This is a genomic window from Ensifer sp. 22521, from assembly GCF_052044795.1.
Lineage (GTDB): Bacteria > Pseudomonadota > Alphaproteobacteria > Rhizobiales > Rhizobiaceae > Ensifer.
On the sequence record NZ_JBQENM010000023.1, the window covers coordinates 40,800 to 61,822 of the forward strand.

General features: G+C 59.3%; 22 protein-coding genes and 1 pseudogene. 13 read left to right on the forward strand and 10 right to left on the reverse strand.

Annotated elements, in window-relative coordinates; genetic code table 11:
• Window positions 1–374 precede the first annotated feature (374 nt).
• Both virB11 and ACTJKE_RS27585 read right to left on the reverse strand, forming a co-directional pair.
• Window positions 375–1,370, reverse strand: a complete 996-nt coding sequence (gene virB11 / locus ACTJKE_RS27580) for a P-type DNA transfer ATPase VirB11 (RefSeq protein ID WP_440660840.1) — start codon at window positions 1,368–1,370, stop codon at window positions 375–377.
• A 9-nt stretch (window positions 1,371–1,379) separates the two neighbouring features.
• Window positions 1,380–1,715: pseudogene (locus tag ACTJKE_RS27585) on the reverse strand (TrbI/VirB10 family protein); the annotation flags it as partial.
• Here ACTJKE_RS27585 and ACTJKE_RS27590 point away from each other — a divergent pair.
• The gene (locus ACTJKE_RS27590; RefSeq protein WP_440693110.1) at window positions 1,629–2,771 is read left to right on the forward strand and encodes a DUF1173 domain-containing protein; all 1,143 of its coding nucleotides are present in this window, start codon (window positions 1,629–1,631) and stop codon (window positions 2,769–2,771) included. The pseudogene ACTJKE_RS27585 and the gene ACTJKE_RS27590 overlap by 87 nt on opposite strands.
• Window positions 2,772–3,233: 462 nt before the next feature.
• On the opposite strand, the gene ACTJKE_RS27595 is transcribed toward ACTJKE_RS27590, so the two are convergent.
• Both ACTJKE_RS27595 and ACTJKE_RS27600 read right to left on the reverse strand, forming a co-directional pair.
• The gene (locus ACTJKE_RS27595) at window positions 3,234–4,151 is read right to left on the reverse strand and encodes an ArdC family protein (protein WP_440693070.1); all 918 of its coding nucleotides are present in this window, start codon (window positions 4,149–4,151) and stop codon (window positions 3,234–3,236) included.
• 265 nt (window positions 4,152–4,416) lie between these two features.
• Window positions 4,417–4,761: a hypothetical protein gene (locus tag ACTJKE_RS27600; protein WP_063893419.1), complete on the reverse strand. Its 345-nt coding sequence runs from the start codon at window positions 4,759–4,761 to the stop codon at window positions 4,417–4,419.
• A gap of 263 nt (window positions 4,762–5,024) precedes the next feature.
• Between ACTJKE_RS27600 and ACTJKE_RS27605 the strand changes: the two genes are divergently transcribed.
• Window positions 5,025–6,035 (forward strand): GSU2403 family nucleotidyltransferase fold protein, encoded by a 1,011-nt coding sequence (locus ACTJKE_RS27605; protein WP_113511738.1) that lies wholly within the window; start codon window positions 5,025–5,027, stop codon window positions 6,033–6,035.
• Between the two features lie 263 nt (window positions 6,036–6,298).
• Here ACTJKE_RS27605 and ACTJKE_RS27610 read toward each other — a convergent pair whose 3' ends face one another.
• The 3 genes from ACTJKE_RS27610 to ACTJKE_RS27620 all read right to left on the reverse strand — a co-directional run bounded on the left by ACTJKE_RS27610 (window position 6,299) and on the right by ACTJKE_RS27620 (window position 9,814).
• The gene (locus ACTJKE_RS27610) at window positions 6,299–7,396 is read right to left on the reverse strand and encodes a DUF475 domain-containing protein (protein WP_113511810.1); all 1,098 of its coding nucleotides are present in this window, start codon (window positions 7,394–7,396) and stop codon (window positions 6,299–6,301) included.
• Window positions 7,397–7,949: 553 nt separating this feature from the next.
• Entirely contained in the window at window positions 7,950–9,272 is a 1,323-nt protein-coding gene (locus ACTJKE_RS27615) for an epoxide hydrolase family protein (protein ID WP_440693072.1), read from the reverse strand.
• Between the two features lie 101 nt (window positions 9,273–9,373).
• A complete protein-coding gene (locus ACTJKE_RS27620; protein ID WP_058328498.1) occupies window positions 9,374–9,814 on the reverse strand; it encodes a VOC family protein in 441 nt (146 codons plus the stop codon).
• Window positions 9,815–10,159: 345 nt separating this feature from the next.
• On the opposite strand from ACTJKE_RS27620, the gene ACTJKE_RS27625 reads away from it, so the two are divergent.
• Entirely contained in the window at window positions 10,160–11,116 is a 957-nt protein-coding gene (locus tag ACTJKE_RS27625) for an alpha/beta fold hydrolase (RefSeq protein WP_113511742.1), read from the forward strand.
• Here the strand turns inward: ACTJKE_RS27625 and ACTJKE_RS27630 are convergent.
• Together ACTJKE_RS27630 and ACTJKE_RS27635 are read right to left on the reverse strand one after the other, a co-directional pair.
• Entirely contained in the window at window positions 11,113–12,021 is a 909-nt protein-coding gene (locus ACTJKE_RS27630; protein WP_058328500.1) for a LysR substrate-binding domain-containing protein, read from the reverse strand. The genes ACTJKE_RS27625 and ACTJKE_RS27630 overlap by 4 nt on opposite strands.
• Before the next feature lie 46 nt (window positions 12,022–12,067).
• Window positions 12,068–12,706 (reverse strand): TetR/AcrR family transcriptional regulator, encoded by a 639-nt coding sequence (locus tag ACTJKE_RS27635; RefSeq protein WP_113511744.1) that lies wholly within the window; start codon window positions 12,704–12,706, stop codon window positions 12,068–12,070.
• 271 nt (window positions 12,707–12,977) lie between these two features.
• Between ACTJKE_RS27635 and ACTJKE_RS27640 the strand changes: the two genes are divergently transcribed.
• The 4 genes from ACTJKE_RS27640 to msrA all read left to right on the forward strand — a co-directional run bounded on the left by ACTJKE_RS27640 (window position 12,978) and on the right by msrA (window position 14,890).
• A complete protein-coding gene (locus tag ACTJKE_RS27640; protein WP_440693075.1) occupies window positions 12,978–13,514 on the forward strand; it encodes a YkgB family protein in 537 nt (178 codons plus the stop codon).
• Between the two features lie 89 nt (window positions 13,515–13,603).
• The gene (locus ACTJKE_RS27645; RefSeq protein WP_082640967.1) at window positions 13,604–13,759 is read left to right on the forward strand and encodes a DUF1127 domain-containing protein; all 156 of its coding nucleotides are present in this window, start codon (window positions 13,604–13,606) and stop codon (window positions 13,757–13,759) included.
• 171 nt (window positions 13,760–13,930) lie between these two features.
• The gene (gene msrB, locus ACTJKE_RS27650) at window positions 13,931–14,374 is read left to right on the forward strand and encodes a peptide-methionine (R)-S-oxide reductase MsrB (RefSeq protein WP_058328502.1); all 444 of its coding nucleotides are present in this window, start codon (window positions 13,931–13,933) and stop codon (window positions 14,372–14,374) included.
• Window positions 14,375–14,890, forward strand: a complete 516-nt coding sequence (gene msrA / locus ACTJKE_RS27655; protein ID WP_058328503.1) for a peptide-methionine (S)-S-oxide reductase MsrA — start codon at window positions 14,375–14,377, stop codon at window positions 14,888–14,890. It begins immediately after the preceding gene.
• A gap of 189 nt (window positions 14,891–15,079) precedes the next feature.
• Here the strand turns inward: msrA and ACTJKE_RS27660 are convergent, their stop codons facing one another.
• Window positions 15,080–15,619 (reverse strand): RrF2 family transcriptional regulator, encoded by a 540-nt coding sequence (locus tag ACTJKE_RS27660; protein WP_058328504.1) that lies wholly within the window; start codon window positions 15,617–15,619, stop codon window positions 15,080–15,082.
• A 272-nt stretch (window positions 15,620–15,891) separates the two neighbouring features.
• Here ACTJKE_RS27660 and ACTJKE_RS27665 point away from each other — a divergent pair, with 272 nt between their 5' ends.
• The 6 genes from ACTJKE_RS27665 to ACTJKE_RS27690 all read left to right on the forward strand — a co-directional run bounded on the left by ACTJKE_RS27665 (window position 15,892) and on the right by ACTJKE_RS27690 (window position 20,636).
• Window positions 15,892–17,100, forward strand: a complete 1,209-nt coding sequence (locus ACTJKE_RS27665) for an NAD(P)/FAD-dependent oxidoreductase (protein ID WP_440637917.1) — start codon at window positions 15,892–15,894, stop codon at window positions 17,098–17,100.
• Between the two features lie 75 nt (window positions 17,101–17,175).
• Window positions 17,176–17,586: a cupin domain-containing protein gene (locus tag ACTJKE_RS27670; RefSeq protein ID WP_058328506.1), complete on the forward strand. Its 411-nt coding sequence runs from the start codon at window positions 17,176–17,178 to the stop codon at window positions 17,584–17,586.
• 23 nt (window positions 17,587–17,609) lie between these two features.
• Window positions 17,610–18,065: a carboxymuconolactone decarboxylase family protein gene (locus ACTJKE_RS27675; RefSeq protein WP_058328507.1), complete on the forward strand. Its 456-nt coding sequence runs from the start codon at window positions 17,610–17,612 to the stop codon at window positions 18,063–18,065.
• A gap of 283 nt (window positions 18,066–18,348) precedes the next feature.
• Window positions 18,349–19,257 carry a DMT family transporter gene (locus ACTJKE_RS27680; RefSeq protein WP_058328508.1) on the forward strand — a complete coding sequence of 303 codons (909 nt, stop codon included), beginning with the start codon at window positions 18,349–18,351 and terminating at the stop codon, window positions 19,255–19,257.
• A 73-nt stretch (window positions 19,258–19,330) separates the two neighbouring features.
• Entirely contained in the window at window positions 19,331–19,726 is a 396-nt protein-coding gene (locus tag ACTJKE_RS27685; protein ID WP_113511812.1) for a VOC family protein, read from the forward strand.
• A gap of 130 nt (window positions 19,727–19,856) precedes the next feature.
• A complete protein-coding gene (locus ACTJKE_RS27690; RefSeq protein ID WP_058328537.1) occupies window positions 19,857–20,636 on the forward strand; it encodes an ABC transporter substrate-binding protein in 780 nt (259 codons plus the stop codon).
• The last annotated feature ends 387 nt before the right edge of the window (window positions 20,637–21,023 follow it).

The following is a 21,023-nucleotide window of genomic DNA, read 5'->3' on the forward strand; positions in this document are numbered from 1 at the left end:
ACCTTTTCCGTTTAATGCAACCAATAAAGGGGTTTTTCTTTTGATCGGCCTGCCTTTTTCGTTCCCCATGGCGCCTCGATCCATTCGCCATCTCAATCGTCGCAGATCGGTGAAAATGTCGTCGTCAGACTAACTGGGGGGCCGAGGTGCGCCCTCATGACAAGACAGCCGCAACCGGAGAGGCAACTACCTTTCAGATGCAGAATGGTTCGTTTCCAGCGGCGAGTAACCCATCGATCTCACCGTGCGAATGATGTCCGGTCAATGACGATTCAACGCCCGCCTTACATTGGAACTCGACAGGAGACCTTCAAGGCGCCACTGCACATTGCACAGATTGACGTCGCGCCACCCCCACGCTCCCACAGCATCGGTCATCCGCTAGGTGTGATGTAGATTTCTGTTGCGCGAAACCGACCATCCTTTCGGTTGCATTGGACGATGACGTCGATCGAGACCCTCAGCAAGCTATTGATGTCTTCGCGATCCAAATTGCGGCCGCCTTCGGATTCCTTCACAAGCATCGTCAACTGTTGCAAGGCGAGCTTGGCGGAATCGGCATGCACGGTGGTGATTGACCCGGGGTGGCCGGAATTGACGTTGCGCACATAGTAGAAGGCCGTGCCGTCACGCAACTCCTGCAGCAGAATTCGGTCCGGTCGCATCCGGAGACAGGATTCCAGTAGGTCCTTTGGGCCTGCACCCGAGAGTCCCTGAGCACCCTTCGAATAGAAAAGGCGTACGTGGTTGGGCTGCGGAATAACCAATTCGGGAGTGTCCTCGATCGAAATGATCCGCTCATGATTTGGAATGTGCTTGATCAACGCTTTCGACAGTGTCGTCTTGGCTGATCCCGTTGCACCGGAGATGATGATGTTCTTTCGAGCAATGACGGCTTCGCGCAGAAAATCCTTGAAGCGACCGGCTCTGTACAGCTCCAGCAAATCATTGTCCGGCGTCGTGTTGCAGTCGTCCGCTGCTTGCGTCTCGGAAAAGAACTCTCTCTCTTCCAGATCATCGAGCGTGAACGTAACCGAGGACGGCTTTCGTATGGTGATGCTGACCGTGTTCCTGGAGGTGGCAGGAGGAATGACGATCTGGATCCGTTCGCCCCCCGGCAGTGTTGCCGACAGGATCGGCCGCGTCTCATCGATAGACTGTTGGGAAAAACTGGCCACGGCTCGGGCAAGGCGCAATAGCTTTTCGAAGGACAGCTCCGGCAGATCATGGGTCCGCCAACCACTGGCGCCTTCTGTCAGCACCTGCCCGGGCCGATTGACGATCACTTCGTAGAGCGAAGGATCATCGAGGAACGGCGTCAATGGCAAAAGCAGCTCACGAACGACCGCTGCGTCAGGACCTTCGGTCATCGGCCCAGCCTATTTCGTGACGAGCATCGACCGCGGCCGGAAGTCCCCAAACGCGGCCCGGTCAAGAACCTTGTTCCTCGGCTCGGTTACCCGCAATCCGTAGACATCGGAGAAATCGAGGTCATGCGCGACGAAGATCGAGACGAGTTCGCCCTGATGTTTGTTGAGCGTCGGAGGAATGTTGATTGATTGCTCGACAGCGATTGCGGCCGCCTGCTGGCCGGCGCTTGTCGTGTTTTGCGCGTCAACGTCACTGTCCTGCAGGCGGCTACTGGCATAGCTCGTGGCGTCGCCGACGATGGAAAGGAGAAGCGCACTGCCGAACCGCTCCCACCAGTGTATATCGCGCAACTTGAGGGGCAGCATTTCGTCAAACGCATGCCGCTGTCCGGGCGCGATCACGACCCGGCTTGCCCCTCCTACGCCCCCCCTTACGAGTTGTCCGGCCTCGGTCCTTTAATCGGCAATGCCATCCAGGTTGATGCGAACGGCCGGGCAATCTTGAAGATAGATTTTTCGATGACGAAGAAAGGTCCGCGAGCGGCGGCATCTCAATCGGCGGATCCGTCAGAGCGCGCCATTCGCAATGAGCCACAGAAGCTATCGTTGCGCGCAATGTTGCACTACCTCTGGGAAATGGGTGAATTGACTGAATGGCGTTCCTCCTGGGCCGGAAAGCGCGGCTGGGGTCGGGTCCGCACGAGCCTCATGAACGCCGCGTCGCAAATGACGACTCGTGGCGGTCAGCTCAGCGATATGCTGTTTGTGCCGGAGACTTTCCGTCAGGAGGACAAGGAAGCAATTGCCGCGCGCCGAGCGACCGCACTTGCCGGTGCGCAAGCGTCCGGGTCAGGACCGCGCAAACTGATGATCGCAGTGGCGGAAGTGAAGGAGTTCATACCCGCACGCGTGGGGCATCGGATCACGTTGCGGCATCTGCCCTTTCCACTCATGCTTGAACACGAAGCATGGAAGCGACTCAACGCCAAATACGAAACGGAACTGGAGTTATGGCGTTCGAACGATGAGCTGCATCTCGTTATGATTGCGACATTTGGGGTTTCGGCATCCGGGGTCGCTGCCGTCGCAGAACTCGCGATGATGGTGGTGAACGAGAACTGGATCCCATTCGAAAACGTCCACGAACGTCATCTTCTGGAGAGACTGGGTGCGCTGCGACGCAAGTTCGTCAAAGGGCTACGTTTCAATCTCCCACAGGAGCAACCAATCGTGTCGGTCACCTTGCCGGAAGAGCGGCCCTCCCCGGTCGCGATGTTCATCATCCCGGCCGGTGCAAGTGGGGACTACCAGCGGGCATTGGCGGAAATGATCAAGGCGAGACCAGAGATGACACCTTGGATTTGGTGCATCGCCGAGGGGGACATGCCGAAATTGCCGTGATCGCCAGAGTGCAGGAGGGATGGTTATTGTCTTTGCTCAGAGCAAGCTCGTTAGATGGTGAAGGAAGCAGCAAATGAAGGCGTTCGTTTCGTAAAGTTCACGAACAGGCACAGGCTCTCCCGGTAGCGCCGCTCAATCTGGTCGAAATCGATCTCAGTCAAACGATAGATGCGGATTCTACGGACAGAGAAAGCGCACGGCGCCACAGCCCATTGCATCCTCGGCAACTTCTTTTCCGCCAAAGGGGTGCCAGGCGGCAGAGGTGCCGTCATGCGGCGAGCCAACATAGCTCGCTTTGCCGGACGTCCTTACTTCACAAAATTCAAATGGCCGCCGATTGCCGCAGCAACCGGCAATTCGAAAACTGCTTCCCTGCCGCCGCGGTCAGCGCTCCCAAGCATCACCTCGCAATTTTTCGCCCGCAAGGTGATGATCCTTGGCTGTTCTTCTTGAAAGGGGCGCCTATGCGGCGCCCCGGGCCTCATCCTGCTCGGCCTGTTGTGCATGCATCCAGTCGGCGATCTCCTGGGCTTTGCTGGCGGCAGTGAAGATTGCGCGCTTGTCGGAATTCATCACCTCAACCCACGAGGCAATGTAGCGGGCATGGTCGGGCCGCGGCTCGACGCTGAGGCCCAAGTCGGCGCAAATCATCGCACTCAAGAGCTCGACCGTGCATTCCTCCATCGCATAGGCAGCCGTGCCGAAGCGTCCGGAGAGATCGCGGCCGAGGCGGTGGCTGGCGCCAGAAGCATGGCCACATTCATGAAGCAGCACGGCGTAGTAGGCGACCGCGTCGCGGAAGCACGCGAATCTTGGCATCTGCACCTGGTCCGTAGCCGGGCGGTAATAGGCCTGCGAGCCGCCGTGGCGGATTTCGATGCCGAGAGCCGCGCAGAACCGTTCGGCCCGATCGATCCGCTCAGCCTCGGCCAACACCGGCATCACGGGCCGTGTGTAACCGTCAACTTGGGCGCAGTTAAAAACTGAATAGCCGCGAGCGAACATGCGGCGGGCGGGCTCGTCACTTTCGCGATCGCCGTCTTGGGCATCCGCTTTGTCGCGATCGCTAGCCTTCCAGAACACGACAAGGTGGCCGTGCTCGCCCTTGCGAACCTGGGCGCCGAGCGCCTGCCATTGGCGGTAGGTGCCCCAGATGCCGGTGGGGTAGCCTGCCGCGTGCGCCGCAGCCCAAAGTGAGAGAATGTTGATGCCGCGGTAGGTCTTGGTTGAGGCGATATTGACGGGCGTGGTGATGGCCGATCCGTCGTGATGCCAGGGCATTCGGTAGTTGCCGGCGCCGGCCGCGATGGCAGCGATAATCTGGTTGGTGACGCGCTCGTAGATATCGATGGGTGTTTGGCGTCTGCGATCTGTGGTCATGGGTGCCTCCTTCAGCTCGCCCTCTCCGTCGAGGGCGAGGCGGCAGGGGCAGACGCGGGAAGCCTGCCCGTCATACCCTGTTCTCGGTGCTGGTGCGGAACAGGGTTGATGGGCTGGCAGCGTCTGCCACACCCGAGCCATGTCCCGACGGGCGCGCTTAAGGAGGCGCCGACCATGATCGGCGCGCGGAAGAAAACGGCCGGGATGATGCGCGCCTCTCAGCCAGCGTCGTCTCGTGGCGCGCTTCAGGGGGAGAACCCCGGCGTTACCGGAATGGGCCAGTGCCGCAGACCCTCTCGATGACGGCATTCCGGCCGGCGTCCTGCAGCGTCAGCACCTGGCTGTACGGGGCGGGCGTGTAGACGAGGCCGGGCAATTCGGCGTCTCGGTGCCGCGCATGGCTCGAAGCTCGGCTTGAGCGCGCGGACGGGCGCTCCTTGAGGGCTTTGAGTAATGATCGCCGTCGGCAGGATTCGGCAGTCCGGAACTCGGCGAGAAGACCGACCGCACGATTCGCCGTCGCCCGGCTGACGGCGGCTTCGTACGCCAGGTTGGAGATGGTGAGCGCGTCATCTGTGCGCTCGGGGCGGCCATCGAGCAGCCGTGCCATCGCCGCCCGCAAGCCGCCTCGCTCTTTGCGCCGAGCGCGCTCATGCTCCGCCCTCTATCTGGGGAGCAATCAGCCGGCACTTGCGTTCATCGTCGCTGCGGCGGCTTCGCGTTGCAACGGCAACAAGGGCTGATTGCATCGAACGACACCAAAAGAGCAAGCATATTCAACCAATGCTAGTGTTTTATGTAAATTATGCTATTGAAACAATTCAATTTGTCCTGCAATATATTGCACATGCATGATATGCAGGACAAATTCCGGTGGTTGAGTACACATCCCCGTATTCAGATGAGCAGCAGCGTGTTCTGATCAATATCGAACAACACTATGATACCTGGATGGCAGCCGAACGTGCTGCGACAGCACTCCCATATGGAATGAAATGGGCGGAAAGATCGGGTAAGGAGTACCTCTATCAGGTCTTAGACCGCATCGGTAATGCCAAGAGCTTAGGCCCGAGGTCGCACGAGACAGAGGCTGCCATGGCGAACTACACGTCATCCAAAACCGAGATCAATGAGCGTCGGCAAGCCAGTGCTCGGAAGCTCACAGAATCTTGCGCTCTTTATCGCTCCTTGCGTCTGCCAATGATCCCATCCGAAGCGGCCAAAATTCTCCGCGAGGCGGACCGGCGATCTATGCTCGGCAGCAAGTTGCTTGTGGTGGGCACGAATGCGATGCCTGCCTACAGCATCGAGGCGGGTGGTGAGATCAATGACGCTCCGACCGAAACCGACGATTTCGATATGGCGTGGTCAGCCCTCGTCAAAGATGACGCAGACTTAGGCGTGATGGCAATGTTGAAAGGGGTGGACAGCACCTACACCGTGAATACAGAACGAACTTTTCAGGTTAGGAATGCAAAAGCATTTGAATTTGAGCTTCTGGCCGCCCCGTCGACGGTAGGCAACATGATCAGCAATGACAGGCCCAGCCCGTTGCCGCTAGAGGAACAGGAGTGGCTGCTGTTAGGAACGTATCTGAGCCATGTTGTCGTTGCCCGTGATGGGACTCCTGCTCGTTTGGTAGTACCCGATCCTCGGTACTTCGGCTTGCAAAAACTTTGGATGTCGGCGCAAGTGAAGCGCGACCCACGGAAAAAGCCGAAGGACCGCAGGCAAGGCATGGCAGTCTTGTCGGCAACAAAGGCGACAATGCCGCATATTTCGATGGATGAAGAATTCGAGAAGGCGATTCCAGTAGAACTCCAACCTTTCTATGAGTCGTGGAAGGTGAACTATATCGAGTCACCAACTCCCCGCTGGAGGTAGCATCGTGCGCTACGATCAAAGTCACAAAAATCCGCGCATCTGGCATTGACGCAGCAGAAACCTTTGATCTGGTCTGATGCGAAACGTTTCCAATCGTAGCTTTCTTAATGGATAATCTGGTATTTTGTCTAAATCTCAATCTACTCAAGGCTTTAAACCTTGAGTAGATTCTGCTTAATTTTGATGGCGAAAGTTCAAAAGTATGTGTCGAACAGCACCGGCGGACATGTCCGCCGGGCTCGTTGTCACATCCAAAGATCTTATCAGGCTCGCAGCTGCTGCGAATCCCGGGTTTCCATCTGTTCCATTTCGCGTTCGCGCTTGTTGTACCGGATCGAAGACCAGAGCGAGATGCCGATGAGCGCCGCGCCACCAAGACCGGTGATCACTTCCGGAATGTGGACGAGCGTCTGGAAGTACATGACGACCGAAAGGATCAGGATCGCGTAAAACGCACCGTGTTCCAGGTAGCGGTATTCGTTGAGCGTTCCCTTCTCAACCAGCATAATCGTCATCGAACGGACATACATGGCGCCGATGCCGAGGCCAATCGCAATGACGAAGAGGTTCTGCGTCAGGGCGAAGGCGCCGATGACGCCGTCAAACGAGAAGCTGGCATCGAGGACTTCGAGGTAAAGGAAGGCGCCAAAGCCGCCTTTTGCCGCCGCACTCATGGTTTGTTGTGAAGCATCGAGCAAACCGCCGACCACCTCAACCACGAGGAACGTCAACAGGCCGTAAATCGCCGAATAGACAAACGTGTGGACCTCTGCCGGTTCGAGCAGCGTCGAAAAGCCAAGAATAAGGGCGAGAACGAACGCGATTTCGATGCCCTTGATGGTCGCAAACCTGGCCATCTTGCTCTCGACCCATTTGATCCAGTGCACGTCCTTTTCATGGTCAAAGAAGTAAGTCAGCCCCACCATCATCAGGAAGGTGCCGCCGAAGGCTGCGATCGGCAGGTGCGCGTCGTTCATGATACGCGCGTATTCCTCAGGCTTGCTGGCCGCCAAAACGATCGCTTCGATCGGTCCGATCTTCGCCGCGATGACGACGATCAGCAGCGGGAAGACGATACGCATGCCGAAGACGGCAATGATGATGCCCCAGGTCAGGAAGCGATGCTGCCACGCGGGCGTCATGTCCTTGAGCTTGTTGGCATTTACGATCGCGTTGTCGAAGGACAGCGAGATCTCGAGCACCGCGAGCACGGTGCAGATGAAGAAGACCGAGGCCATACCGCCGATGGTTCCGGTCGATTGCCAACCGAGCCAGGCGCCGAGCACCAGGCCCACCGCCGTGACAATGAAGGCCCATTTGAAATAGCCGAGAGCGCTTGTATGCGATTGAGGCTGTGTCATCGACGGGCCTCCTTCGCGCGAACGACGCCGGATTCGGTGAAGAAATGTGGTTTCAAAACGGAAATGCGCACGGCCGAAGGGGCACATGCGTGAGGCATGAGATCAGTTTTCATTGGAGCTAATCCGCCGGCTAATTTGCTGGCGGTACCGACATCACGAGAGCGCCGTAAAAACTCTCGCCAGAGGGGCCCGGCACCAGTGTTCATCCCGCGTCCGATGTCTTAAGGGCGGGACCACTTCCTAATTAGCAGCGTCCAGTGGAACGTCAAGAGGGCGCTTCTCGCTTTAGGAAGTCGTTCACGCAAAGGCGCCGTGTTTCGGTCCGACGCAAACGACTCTCGCGATCGCGGCCTTGTGGAGATCGTAATTTGACGAATTGTGCGCGACGATACTCACCGCGAATGGCCAGGCGTCATCGCACCTCGCCGGCCATATCCCGGAGCTTGACCAATGAGACGGGCATCAATCAATCAATCGCCGTCAGGATTGCCAACCGGTGGTCGCCGCCGCCAATCCCTGGCCAATTCGTTGTCCGCCATGCTTGGAGACGAACTTAGTTCCGAAAACGCATCGCCTTGAAGCCTGCCCTGATCTCTTCGGCGAAGAGTTCCGGCTCCTCCCAGGCAGCAAAGTGCCCGCCCTTCGAGGCGTGATTATAGTAGACGAGCTTCGGATAGGCTTTTGACAGCCATTTTCTTGGCGGCCGATAGACCTCCCCCGGAAACACGGTTACGGCGACAGGAACTTTGGCCGCGGTGAGCTTTACTCCAGCCTTGAGGTTCTCCCAGTAGATGCGTCCGCTCGACGGACCGGTGTTCGTCAGCCAGTACAATGTGATGTTGTCCAGGATATCGTCCCGGCTCAAAGCCTGTTCCGGGTGACCTCGTGTGAACACCCAATCTGCGATCTTGTCGTAGAGCCAGGCCGCCAGACCGACCGGAGAATCCGCAAGCCCGTAGCCAACCGTCTCCGGACGCGTGCTGAGGATCGAAGCATAGCCAAAGCCGTTGTTGAGGAAGTCGCGAGCCTCGTCGAAAACTTGCCTCTCTTCGGCCGACAAGTTGTCGGGAGCCGGCCCTCCGCTCTTCAGCGCTTGAGCGGCGTCGGTTGGGAATGTCGTCGCGCGCTCGATCCGGTTGACGTGGATACCGAGCAGCCCTTCCGGAGCCTGACGCCCGAGGGCGTCGCTGATGATGGCGCCCCAGTCACCGCCTTGCGAGACATAGCGGTTGTAGCCGAGCCGTTTCATCAGCGTGTCCCAGACCGTGGCGATCCGCTGTGCGTCCCAACCGGTCGAGGTTGGTTTCTGCGAAAAGCCGAAGCCGGGGATAGAGGGAATGACAAGATGGAATGCGTCCTCAATCTTGCCGCCATGAGCGGTCGGGTCGGTCAGCGGGGCGATGACGTCCAGCAGCTCAAAGACCGAGCCCGGCCAGCCATGGGTCATGATCAGCGGAAGTGCATTCTCATGGCGCGAGCGCACGTGGATGAAATGAATATCCAGCCCGTCGATGTTGGTCAGGAACTGAGGAAACGCGTTAAGCTTTCGTTCCGCTGTGCGCCAATCGTAGCCGGACTGCCAGTATGCCACGAGGTCCTGGAGCGTCTGCTGCTCGACGCCCTGGGAGCGATCCTTGACGGTCGCACTGTCCGGCCAGCGCGTCGCCGTGAGACGGCGTCTCAGATCCGCGAGGGCGGTCTCGGGAATGTCGGCCTTGAAGGGGCGGATATCGTCGTTGCTGATCGGCGCTTTCGCGACGTTGGCGGCAACGCCGGTCGTCGGTAGCACCGCTGCCGCTACTCCGATCGCAGCGCCTGAAAGCAGAAACGAGCGCCGCGTCACCTGGCGCTTCGCAGCCTTGTTTTCCAAGTCCATTTAAGAAATCCTTTTGAACACTCACAATCGTCGTCGGACAGATTTTGACGCTATGACGGAGCCTCACCGATGGCGGCGAGGCCCCGGACTACGCAAATTTGTCAGGCCTCGTCGGGGCCTGTGCGGTAGATCAGGAACTTGTTTCCTTCCGGATCGCGAAAATAGGCACAGTAAGGGTCACCGCCATCAGGGCCTCTCGGACCGGGAGCGCCTTCGTCCGAGCCGCCCGCTTCGAGCGCCGTCGCATAAGCGAGGTCCACCTGCGCCCGCGATCGGGCCTCGAAGGCGATCATCGTACCATTGCCAGCAATGGCCGTCTCGCCATTGAAGGGCTTGAGCACGCCGAACTCGAGGGTACGGTGCCCGTAGTAGACGGCACGTCCCGGCTGAACGAGCACGCGTCCGATACCGAAGACGGCGAGGAATTTATCATAGTAGGCAACGGCAGCGTCGAGATCGTTCGTGCCGACCGTCGAGTGGCCGGGCAGCGCTCTGGCTTTTTCCGCAACCGCATTTTGCGAAGAGGGCGTCATATCGTTCATTCTGATCTTCCTGTTTAGGCGAGCGATTTTCGTCTCGCTGGTTCGCTTGGGATCGCTGTCGAAAACCGACGATCCGCGAATGAACAGAAATCTAAGAACGGGGCCGGGCAGCCGGCACCCCGCGGAATTGAGAGCCATCCTCTCACGCAGGCGCGTGCTTCGACCGGGTCGGCTGGGAGCGGGCGGAGGTCGCGGCACCGCAGGAACGGGCATTGGAGCAGGCATCATGCCGCCGGCGGCCTTTGCTCAGTTCAAGAGGGTCCCTCTCACAAACACCATCTGCCCACGACCATTAGGATATCGGATCTTCTCAGCAGGATCAGACAGACCAGAAGGACGCCTGACATGGTCATGCCATCGCTCAAGAATTTCGCCATCACCGCTTCCATGGCAATGGCGTCGGCTGCATCAGCGCACGCCGGCGCCGCCATTTCCGTGACCGGGCCGAAGATCGACTTCATCAAGATCGACGAGACTATCACGCTGCGGCGCATGATTACCGGCCCAACCTCCGCCACCGGCACGGTTCTCTTCCTGCACGGTTTCCCGGAAACACTGACCGTCTGGAAGGAGATCGCGGAAACATTGGGCAAGGACTACGAGGTGCATGCTTTCGACTGGCCTGGTTACGGCCAGTCTTCGCGCCCCTCGGCGCCACAGTTCTCCTATTCGCCGAGGGATTACGCCAAGGTTCTCAGGGCCTATATCGAGAAGACGGGCGTCGACCGATCGAATTTGGTCATCTACGCGTCGGATATCGGCGGCCTTCCCGCACTGCTGTTGGCCCTCGACGAACCAACCGTGGCAAGGAAGATCATCGTGGGCGATTTCGCCCCGTTCAACAGGCCGCAATACATGTATGAGAGCCTGCAGAACCTCAAGGCAGAGCCGACGGCGACGCCGACGCGGGCTTACATGAACAAGACCAGCGAGGAGATCCTGCAAAACGTGCACCGCCGTGGCCTAGCGCCGGAGACCCAGTACGAATTGGCGCCCGAGGTGCAGGCGGACATGAAGGATTCTTGGGCACGCTACGGCGTAACAAGCGCCGACGCCTTCGCCTTCTATTACTCCCATTTCACGCGCGACGAGGACTATCTCGAGGCCAATCTTCACAAGCTCAAGACTCCAGTGAAAGTGATCTGGGGCGATCGGGATATCTACATCAAGGCGGAGATGGGCAGGGAGTTTGCCGAGCGCACCAATTCGGAGTTCGGGCTTCTGGCAGGTATCGGCCACTTCCCGCATCTTCAGGATCCGGCCCGGACTGTTGAAGAGGTGCGGGCCGCCTTCGCAGACTAGGCCTGCGATACCTCGCCCCTTTTGCAGACAGCGCGCAGGCGAGGTAGCGCCCAGTCGACGAAGGACCGTACCTTCAGCGTCAGCTGACCTTGGTGGGAATAGACAATATGGATGGGTCGGGGCCTTTGGTCGAAAGGCTCCAAAACCGGCACGAGGGCGCCCGAGCCCAACTCGTCCGGGATTTGATAATCGAACAAACGGGCTATGCCGGCTCCGCCGACCGCCGCTGCCACGCAATTTGCCGCAGTGTTCAACTCGAGACGGTTGCGGGGGACCGACTCCAGTTGTTGCCCGGCGACATCGAAGGTCCAGAAGAAACTCCGCTTGTTGAAGAATATTCCGTCATGGTCTGCGAGGTCGCTCGGATGCTCGGGCACGCCCCGACGCTGCAGATATGCGGGGCTGGCGCAAGTCAGCAGGCGGAACTCACCGGCCTTGACCGCGTAGAGAGAACTGTCGGCGAGGTCGCCCAACCGGATGGCTATGTCGACTTGTTCTTCTACCAGGTGCACCGTCCTGTCGAGCGAGAGCAGGTTGAGCGACACCTCCGGATACTTCTCCATGTAGCTGAGTGCGAGCGGCATCACATAGCGGGCGCCGAACTCGACCGGCATGGTGATCGTCAGGGTGCCGCGAGGCGTCTGGTACTCGCCGGACGCCCGACGTTCGGCTTCCTCGAGGTCGGCCATGATCTTTCGGGCCGCCTCGACATATTCCCGGCCGGCATCGGTGAGCTGAAGATTGCGGCTGGTGCGCACGATAAGGCTCGCACCCAGGTGCCGTTCGAGTTCGGCAACCTTGCGGCTAACGCTGGGCAACGGGGCATTCAGCTTCCTGCTCCCTGCAGAAATACTGCCGGCATCAACAACTGCCAGCAAAATTTTCATTGCTTCGAGACGATCCATCGTGTCCCCCGCAGGCGCTTCCGGTGTTGCTTACGAAATTAAGATCCTATGCTCTGGCTGCGTCCGCAGCCGTAGCTCGCTCTTCTCCACCCTCGGTCCTGGCCGATGGTTCCGAAGAAGCGCGCATCTCCTGCGCGAGCAGGCTGACCGCCATGCGTTTGCTCTGCCGAACCGGCTCGCCTGTTCGCGTCATTTGCGCAATGGCCGTCGCCCCCTCGTGCAAGAGGTTGATCGTGTCGGAAATTCGTTTCGGTTCCGCGAACCGGGCCGCATGCGCGAGCTCCTCGAAATAGGCAAGGACCAGACGTTTGTGCATCAAAGCGGCGCGGAACACCGGATCGACGGCCTCCTTGTGCTCCCCCGCCGCGCTCATGAAAATGCAGCCGCGGAACTGCTTGTCCCGGACCGAAGCTTCGAGGAAATCGAAGGTCGCGAGAAGACGCTCATAGGGATCGTTCGTACGCTGTTCGACAAAGATGCGCATTTCAGCGCGGGATTGTTCGTCACGCCGCTCAAGTGCGGCCAGGATAAGATCCTCTTTGGTTTCAAAATGCCGATAGAGCGTCGTCTTGGCCACCCCCGCCTCGGCGATGAGGAAATCGATGCCGGTCGCGTGGTAGCCGTGCAGGTTGAACAGGCGCAAAGCGGTATCGAGCAGATGACCTCGGATCTCTGAGCGGCGCATATTCACTCCTTAAAACAAAACAGATTTGTATCATTCTATCGCGCTCGACGAGAAATGCAAGCCACGCGCGCCGGCCTCCCAAGTGCCGCTTCCAAAGGCACGCCACAGGCCTCCAAGCAGTATTTCTGGGGTAACGCCACAACAAATTCCCAAAAGGCAGGATTGCCAAACGATACAGATCGGTATATTTAAGCATACATCGATACAGAACTGTATCGTTTAACAAGGCCAATCGGGAGAATGGCCCGACGCCGCCAACCAGGAGAAGACAATGCCTCGTGATCTCGCACACCACAGCGCGGCGCGTCCGCGTGTCCACATTCGTTCCGCCGCCTCCGCGCTCGACCTGATCGATAGCCACGGCCAGGCCGTCACTGCGGCTGGCCTTTATGGCGCGCTCGCCGTGATCTACGGCTGGTTCGGCGGCATGAAATTCACCCGTTACGAAGCGGAGGGTCTGGTCGGCCTGGTCAGCAACAATCCCTTGCTGAGTTGGACCTATTCGCTCTTCAACGTTGAAGGCTTCTCAAACCTTCTCGGCATCCTCGAGCTAAGCATTGCCGCCCTCATCGTGGCCCGGATCATAAAGCCGATCTACTCGCTCATCGGCGGCCTGCTCTCGGCTGGGCTTTTCGCAACGACCGTGAGCTTCATGGCGACGACACCCGGCGTGTTTGTATCTGAGCTCGGCTTTCCAGCGATCTCGGTCGCTCCCGGGCAGTTCCTGCTCAAGGATGTCGGGCTCTTCGCCCTCTCCGTCTGGATCGCCGTCGACTCGTTCGCGGCGCTCCGTGCGACACGCGCCTGATTGACGAATTGCGCGACCCAACGGTCCGCCTCCTCCACTGCAATCTACGTCTCTCCGGCGATGTGGCCGGCTGAACAAAGGAACGTCTCATGATCATGCACTATCTTTTGTCGAGAATCCGCGCTCACCAACGCTACCGCCAGACCGCTCTGGAACTAGGCCGTTACAGCGATCAGCAACTGGATGACATCGGCATCTACCGCTTCGAAATCGACGATATCGCTCGCCGGCAGTTCAACCAGTGACCAAGCCACGACGCGGGGCCGGTGCAACAAAGTATTGCGCAAGAGGTGCATCGGCCAGCGTCCTGGCCAGGACAAGGCAGCTGGCCGCGCGCCGCGGCTGTGGCGCCGGCCAGCGAAGCCTGAGCTTCATCGCCCGTTCCGAGCAAAACGCCCCCTATTGGAGACAAGCAAATGACTTACAGAAAGACAGACGAAGCGATCCGAAAACTGACGCCCGAGCAGTTTCGCGTCACTCAACAGAGCGGGACCGAGCGTCCCTTCACGGGCGAGTACAATGACAACAAACGCCCGGGGATCTATGTCGATATCGTTTCCGGCGAGCCGCTGTTTGCGTCCTCCGACAAATTCGATTCCGGCTGTGGCTGGCCGAGCTTCACCAAGCCGATCGTGCCAGCGAACGTCGAGGAACTGCAGGATCGTTCCCATGGCATGATCCGCACCGAGGTTCGCTCGAAGCATGGCGACAGTCACCTTGGCCATGTGTTTCCCGATGGGCCGCGGGATCGAGGCGGCCTTCGTTATTGCATCAATTCCGCCTCACTGCGCTTCATTCCCCGCGAGGAGATGGAGGCGGAAGGCTATGGCGCGTTCATCAACCAGGTGGAGGATATCTAAATGACGGATAGAGCTGGCAGAGCTGTCTTGGCAGGTGGCTGCTTCTGGGGGATGCAGGATTTGATCCGCAAGCTCCCCGGGGTCATTGCCACGCGTGTGGGCTACACCGGAGGCGATGTGCCTAACGCCACCTACCGTAACCACGGCACCCACGCCGAGGGTATCGAGATCGCCTTCGATCCGGGGACGATCAGCTACAGGCAGATTCTGGAAGTATTCTTCCAGATCCACGACCCCACCACAAAGAACCGCCAGGGCAATGACATCGGCATGTCCTATCGCTCGGCAATCTACTACGTCGACGACGAGCAGAAGCGAATTGCCGAGGACGCCATCGCAGACGTCAACGCTTCGGGCTTGTGGCCGGGCAAGGTCGTGACCGAGGTGGAGCCCGTGGGAGATTTTTGGGAGGCCGAGCCGGAGCACCAGGACTACCTGGAGCGCTATCCCAACGGTTACACCTGCCACTTCCCGCGCCGGAATTGGGTGCTGCCGCGGCGGTCCGTCGCGGAATAGCGGCCGCCGATACCGGCATGAATTCGGGCAGGCAGGCTTGCCCGAATTCTCCTTCATCTGAAGCGACATCAAGGGGTGAACGCGGCTTTGTGACTGCGTTCATCGCGCACCCTCGAAGTCGTTTGTTCGCGAACAGGGAAAATGGAGCGTACGGCGTTTGAAAAGAGCGGCCGTATGCGGCGCCGAGCATCAACCGCCCTTCGCTACCGTGCCGCGGCGGCGACGCTGCGGCGTCCGGGCCGCAAGCCAGTCCTTAATGTTGCCCGCATGCTCCTTGGGCGCCTTCGACGCTGCGCGTCCGGCAATGCTCGCCAGCGTATGGCCGGCCATCACTTCTCTCGCCCGTTTTTCGGCCTCGATCATGACTGCGTGAATGGAGCAGACGCCGTCCTTTGCCCAGGCAGGCGTCCGATCGCCGAACAGCGCGCACTGTCCCCGGATTTCCTTGCATTCGAACAGCGGCTTCCGTCCGTCGATGGCCTCGATGACATCGAGCGCGGTGATGTCGGTGGCGGGGCGGGCAAGCGCGAAACCGCCGCCGATCCCCTCTCGGGCGACGACGATGCCAGCCTTTTGTAGCTTGGTGAAAAGCTTTGCAACGAATTCGGCGGAAATCTTCTGCAGCTCGGCGAGATCGCGTGCACTTGCCGGCTGGTCTGTCTCCTCTGCCTCGATGAGGAACAGGAGACAGTGGAGAGCGTATTCGACGCCTGCGCTTATATGAGCCACGGAAACACCAAAACACCGACAAATACAGTCGGAGATAACATCGAAGCCTTACCGACGCAAGTCCTTGGCCGTCCTCCCTGCGTTGACAGTGCGTTTCCAAGATCGACCGGATTCGGCATTGCTCATTAACTACGACTGAGTTAGTCGTAGTTAAGCGACGACATTGGATCATCGCGAAAACCGTCTCCGGTTTGGAGACTTCTACCGAAACGGCAATCGCACCTTGGCTGGCCCCGGTCAGCCAATGGCGAAGCCTTGTCTGAGGAAAAGAAATGCGTGAACGAATTCTGATTATCGGCGCTGGATTTGCCGGAATGTGGTCGGCACTCGGCGCCATGCGGCTACTGGACCAGCAAGGAAGGGCAGACGGTTCCGTCGAGGTTGCCGTGATTGCACCGCAGCCCGAACTCCACATTCGCCCCCGCCTCTATGAAAAGCATGCGGCCAAGATGAAGGCGCCCCTGTCCGAGATCTTTGCCAACGCCGGCGTGCGTTTCATCAAGGGTTATGCGACGTCCATCTCGACGGCGGACAACGCTGTTACCTATGCGGATGACCACGGCCGGGAAGCGAGGATCAGCTACACCAAACTTGTTCTCGCGACCGGTAGCGTCCTGTTCCGCCCGGATATCCCGGGGCTCACCCACGCCTTCAATGTCGACCAGCTTGCGGATGCGGCGAAGTTGGAAGAACACATTTCTCAATTGGGTCGTCTTCCGGAAACCCGTGCGCGCAACACCGTGATCGTCGGCGGCGGCGGCTTTACCGGCATCGAAACGGCCGCCGAATTGCCGCATCGTCTTCGCGCCGCACTTGGAGAAAACGCAGACGTTCGCGTCGTGATCGTCGAGCGCGGCAATGCAATCGGACCGGATCTCGGGCCGGGCCCGCGTCCGGTTATCGAGCAGGCGCTTTCGGAATTGGGCGTTGAGACACGGCTGCGGTCTCCAATCGTTGCCATCGACCATAACGGCGTCACCCTCTCATCCGGCGAGCGCATCGACGCGGCCACCGTTATCTGGACCGCGGGCGCCCGCGCCAATCCGATCACCAAGGAGATCGACGCGGACAAGGACTCGTTCGGCCGTCTTCACGTTGACCGGAACCTCAAGGTCATCGGCCACGCGAACGTCTTTGCGACCGGCGACGTCGCGTGTGCGGCAACGGACGATATCGGCAACCGAACGATGATGAGCTGCCAGCATGCCCAGAACCTCGGGCGTTCCGCAGGGCACAACGTGGCTGCCGATCTGCTCGGCGTAAACGCGATTCCCTACAGCCAGGAAAAGTACGTTACCTGTCTCGATCTCGGGCCGTGGGGTGCTGTCTACACCGAAGGGTGGGACCGTCAGGTAAAGCTGACCGGCGCCGAAGCAAAAGAGCTCAAGACGAAGATCAACACCACCTGGATCTATCCGCCGAGTGCCGATCGCGCAGCAGCCCTGGAAGCTGCCGACCCGCTCCGCATCGTTGTCGCCTGATCACTGCAGAAGCGAGCCCGCCGACCTCCCTTACGGGCTCGCTTCTTGCCAGATCTCATTAAGGAGAATGTCATCATGAGCACTCGATTTGTCACAGGCGCACTCTTTGCCGCTATCGCTTCGGCGTTGCCGGCCGCAGCGCACGATGCCGGCGATATTGTCACGCCGCACTACGAAAAGGCGATACCCAATATTCCGGGCAAGACCTTGACCGCCCTGATCGTCGACTATCCCCCAGGCGGTGCCTCGGTTCCGCACACGCATGCAAAGTCGTCCTTCATCTTCGCCTACGTTCTCTCCGGAGAAATCGTGTCCAAGGTCAATGACGGTCCGACACAGACCTACCGCGCCGGCGAGAGCTGGTACGAGCCGCCGGCGTCCACCCACCTCGTCAGCCGCAATGCGAGCCAGACGACGCCGGCAAAGCTGCTGGCGGTGTTCGTCGCCGACACGGATGAAAAAGAACTCACCACCCCGATCAAGTAGACCCGAACCCAAGGAACGGAAGAATGAGCAAACGTCTCGACTACAACCAGATCGCACCGGCCGGTGCCAAGGCCCTTGGAGGTGTCTACGGCTACGTCCTGCAAAGTGGCCTGCCGCCAGTATTGGTGGATCTGGTTTATCTTCGCATCTCACAGATCAACAATTGCGCCTACTGTCTCGACATGCACACGCGCGACCTTTTGAAGAAGGGCCAACCGATCGAGAAGATCACATTGGTTCAGGCGTGGAGAGAAGCCGGCAATCTCTTCGACGCGCGTGAGCGGGCGGCCCTTGCCTGGGCCGAAACCGTCACACGCGTCGCCGAGACTGGTGTGCCGGACGAAGCTTATGCGGCCGCACGTGCGCTGTTCGACGAGCGTGAGATCACCGACCTCACGATCGCGATCGGCCTGATGAACGCCTACAACCGCATGGCGATCAGCTTCCGTAACACGCCACAGGCAGCACTAGAGAAGTAATCTCATAGCCCGTTGCGGGCGCAATCACTGCGCCCGCAAGCTCTCTGCTCATTCCTGGGATCTAAGTGTTTGAGGCGGCGCGCTTTTCTTGATCTGAGCATGTGCCGCAAACGGTGAGATCAATTTAGCCCCCGGCCGGATCCTCCTTGCTCGTCCGTGTCTTGGGTGGAGGCGCAACACCCAAACCGATTCATTTGCAAAACTTATGGTTCCATATGCAGACGGCAATGGATCGACCCGGCGGAATGTGTCATGGCGTGCGCAACTTGCTGAAGGCCCCAACATGACCGTAATCACTGCCCCCGTAACCGCCCCGAACGCCGCCCGAACCGGTGTCCTCATCATGCTGCTCGGCATGCTGATGTTTTCGTTGAACGACGTCATGGGGAAATGGCTGGTCGCGACCTATTCCGTCAGCCAGTTGATGGTGATCCGCAGCGTCGCGGCACTTCTGTTTCTGTCGCCTTTCATCCTCAGGCGTGGCCTGCGCTCGATGTTCAAGGTCGAGCGGCCGGGACTGCAAGCGCTTCGCTCGCTGCTGTTCGCGATCGATGCCTCGGCCTTCTATTTCGCCGTCGCCTATATGCCGCTTGCCGATACCATGACCTATTGGCTGGCGGCGCCGATCTATGTTGCTGCCGCCTCGCCGTTCCTGCTCGGCGAAAAGGTCGGCTGGCGGCGCTGGACGGCGATCCTCGTCGGTTTCGCCGGCGTGTTGATTGCGCTTGAACCGTCCAAGGAGAGCTTCAGCCTGCCGGCGCTGATCGCGCTTGCCGGCAGCGCAGCGTTCGCCTTCGCACTGATGCTTGGTCGTACGCTGCGGTCGACGCCGGATACCACCCTCGTCTTCTGGCAGATCGTCGGCGCATTGATTTTCTCACTCGTCGGCGTTGCGGCCAACCCTTCCGGCTGGGCGCCTGTCGACGGCGAGGCACTCCTGCAGCTCGGCATGCTCGGCATCGTTGCGATGCTGGCGCACATCCTGGTCAACCGCTCGCTCAAGCTTGCCGATGCCGCGACCGTCGTGCCCTTGCAATACACATTGCTCTTCTGGGCCGTGGTCTTCGGCTGGGTCTTCTTCGGCGACACGCCCCGCCCGACCGTGATCATCGGTGCGGCGCTGATTGTCGCCTCGGGCCTCTTCATCTTCTTCCGCGAGCAACAACTGAAGAAGCGGCAGGCAAAGTCCTGAGCAGCCAGGCTGGGTTTCATTGAGCGTCGCTCTCTGCTACCCCGCCCGCAACAAAACGCTGAAGGAGAGGCTGGTGGCCAAGGCGATCCATTCGATGATCCGGGTTCTCGATGAAAACAAGTCGGTCGAGTTCTATCGCCTGGCCTTTGGGCTTGAAGTCGCCGAAAGGCTGGACTTCGAAACCTTTACCCTCATCTATCTCAGCAATGAGGAGAGCGAATTCGAGCTCGAACTGACGGTCAACAAGGATCGAAGCGAGCCCTATGTGCTCGGCGATGGCTATGGCCATCTGGCGCTCTCGGTCGACGATCTCGATGCAGAGCATCAACGTGCCGCCGATGCGGGCCTGAACCCTGGCAAGATCGTCGCCTTCAACCGCGATGGCGCCCTGCTCGCTCGTTTCTTCTTCCTGGTTGATCCCGACGGCTACAAGATCGAGGTGCTTCAGCGCCACGGTCGCTACAAGTGACACCTGACAAACAGCGTCAATCAACCAAAACAATACCGGTTATCGCGCCTATCTATTTCGCTTATAGGCCGGAGCAACATAGTCTTCCCTGGAAGCATCAAGAATGATGCAAACCAAAGGGGAACGCGAAATGAAGAAGCAGATTGCAGCAGCCATGCTGGCCATCATGGCAGCGACCGCCTCGTCGGCTCATGCCGCGGAAAAGATCAAGATCGGCACGGAGGGCGCCTATCCTCCCTTCAACTTCATTGATCCTGCCGGCAAGATCGGCGGCTTCGATGTGGATATCGGGCTTGCACTCTGCGAGCGCATGAAGGTCGAGTGCGAAGTGGTTGCCCAGGATTGGGACGGCATCATACCGGGCCTGCTTGCCAAGAAGTACGACCTGATCATCGCCTCGATGTTCATCACCGAGGACCGCAAGAAGCAGGTTGCCTTCACCAATCCCTATTATCTCGCAGCCATGACGCATGCTGCGCCAAAGGGCTCCGGCATCACCGAGTTCACCAATGAGGCCCTCAAGGGCAAGGTGATCGGCGCTCAATCCGGCACCACCCAGGCCGAGTACATCACCGCGACCTATCCCGATGCGGAGATCAAGCTCTATCCGACCCAGGACGAAGCCAATCTCGACATGGTCAACGGCCGCCTCGACCTCCAGGTCGGCGACATGCTGCCGCTGCTCGACTGGGTGACCAAGAACGCCGATGGCAAAAACTGCTGCGAACTCATCGGCGAGCCGATTACCGACAAGAAGTTTGTCGGCGACGGTGTCGGTATCGCCGTTCGCCAGGAGGACAATGACCTGCGCGAGAAACTCAACAAGGCGCTCGACGAAATCCGTGCCGACGGCACCTACAAGAAAATCAACGACAAATACTTCTCGATCGACGTCTACACGATGAAGTAAGGCGCCTGGCATCAGCCAGCCCCTTGAGAAATCCGACCGCGTCTCCATGGGCGCGGTCGGTCACCTCCCAATCGTTACGCGTCGCACGTTGCCGCGCCACGATGGCCGCGAATTCGGAATCACCTATGAGCGACTAAGGGGCCGAGTGGCCTTCGAGACATTTGCCTTCGCCCTGCCAGCCACCATCGACAGGTCGTCGGAAATAGTTGAACGAGCGCAGGCGTTCAGCGACAAGGCTCGGGCGCCGCGGCTCGGAACCCCTACCCTTCGATATGCTCGCTCGCCCGCTCCAGGTGAGCATCCAAACTCCGGCAGGTGCCGAGATCGAGATCACAGAATTTGGCATCAAGGTTCCCGGCCTTGCACGCCAGCGGCACCGGCATGGCT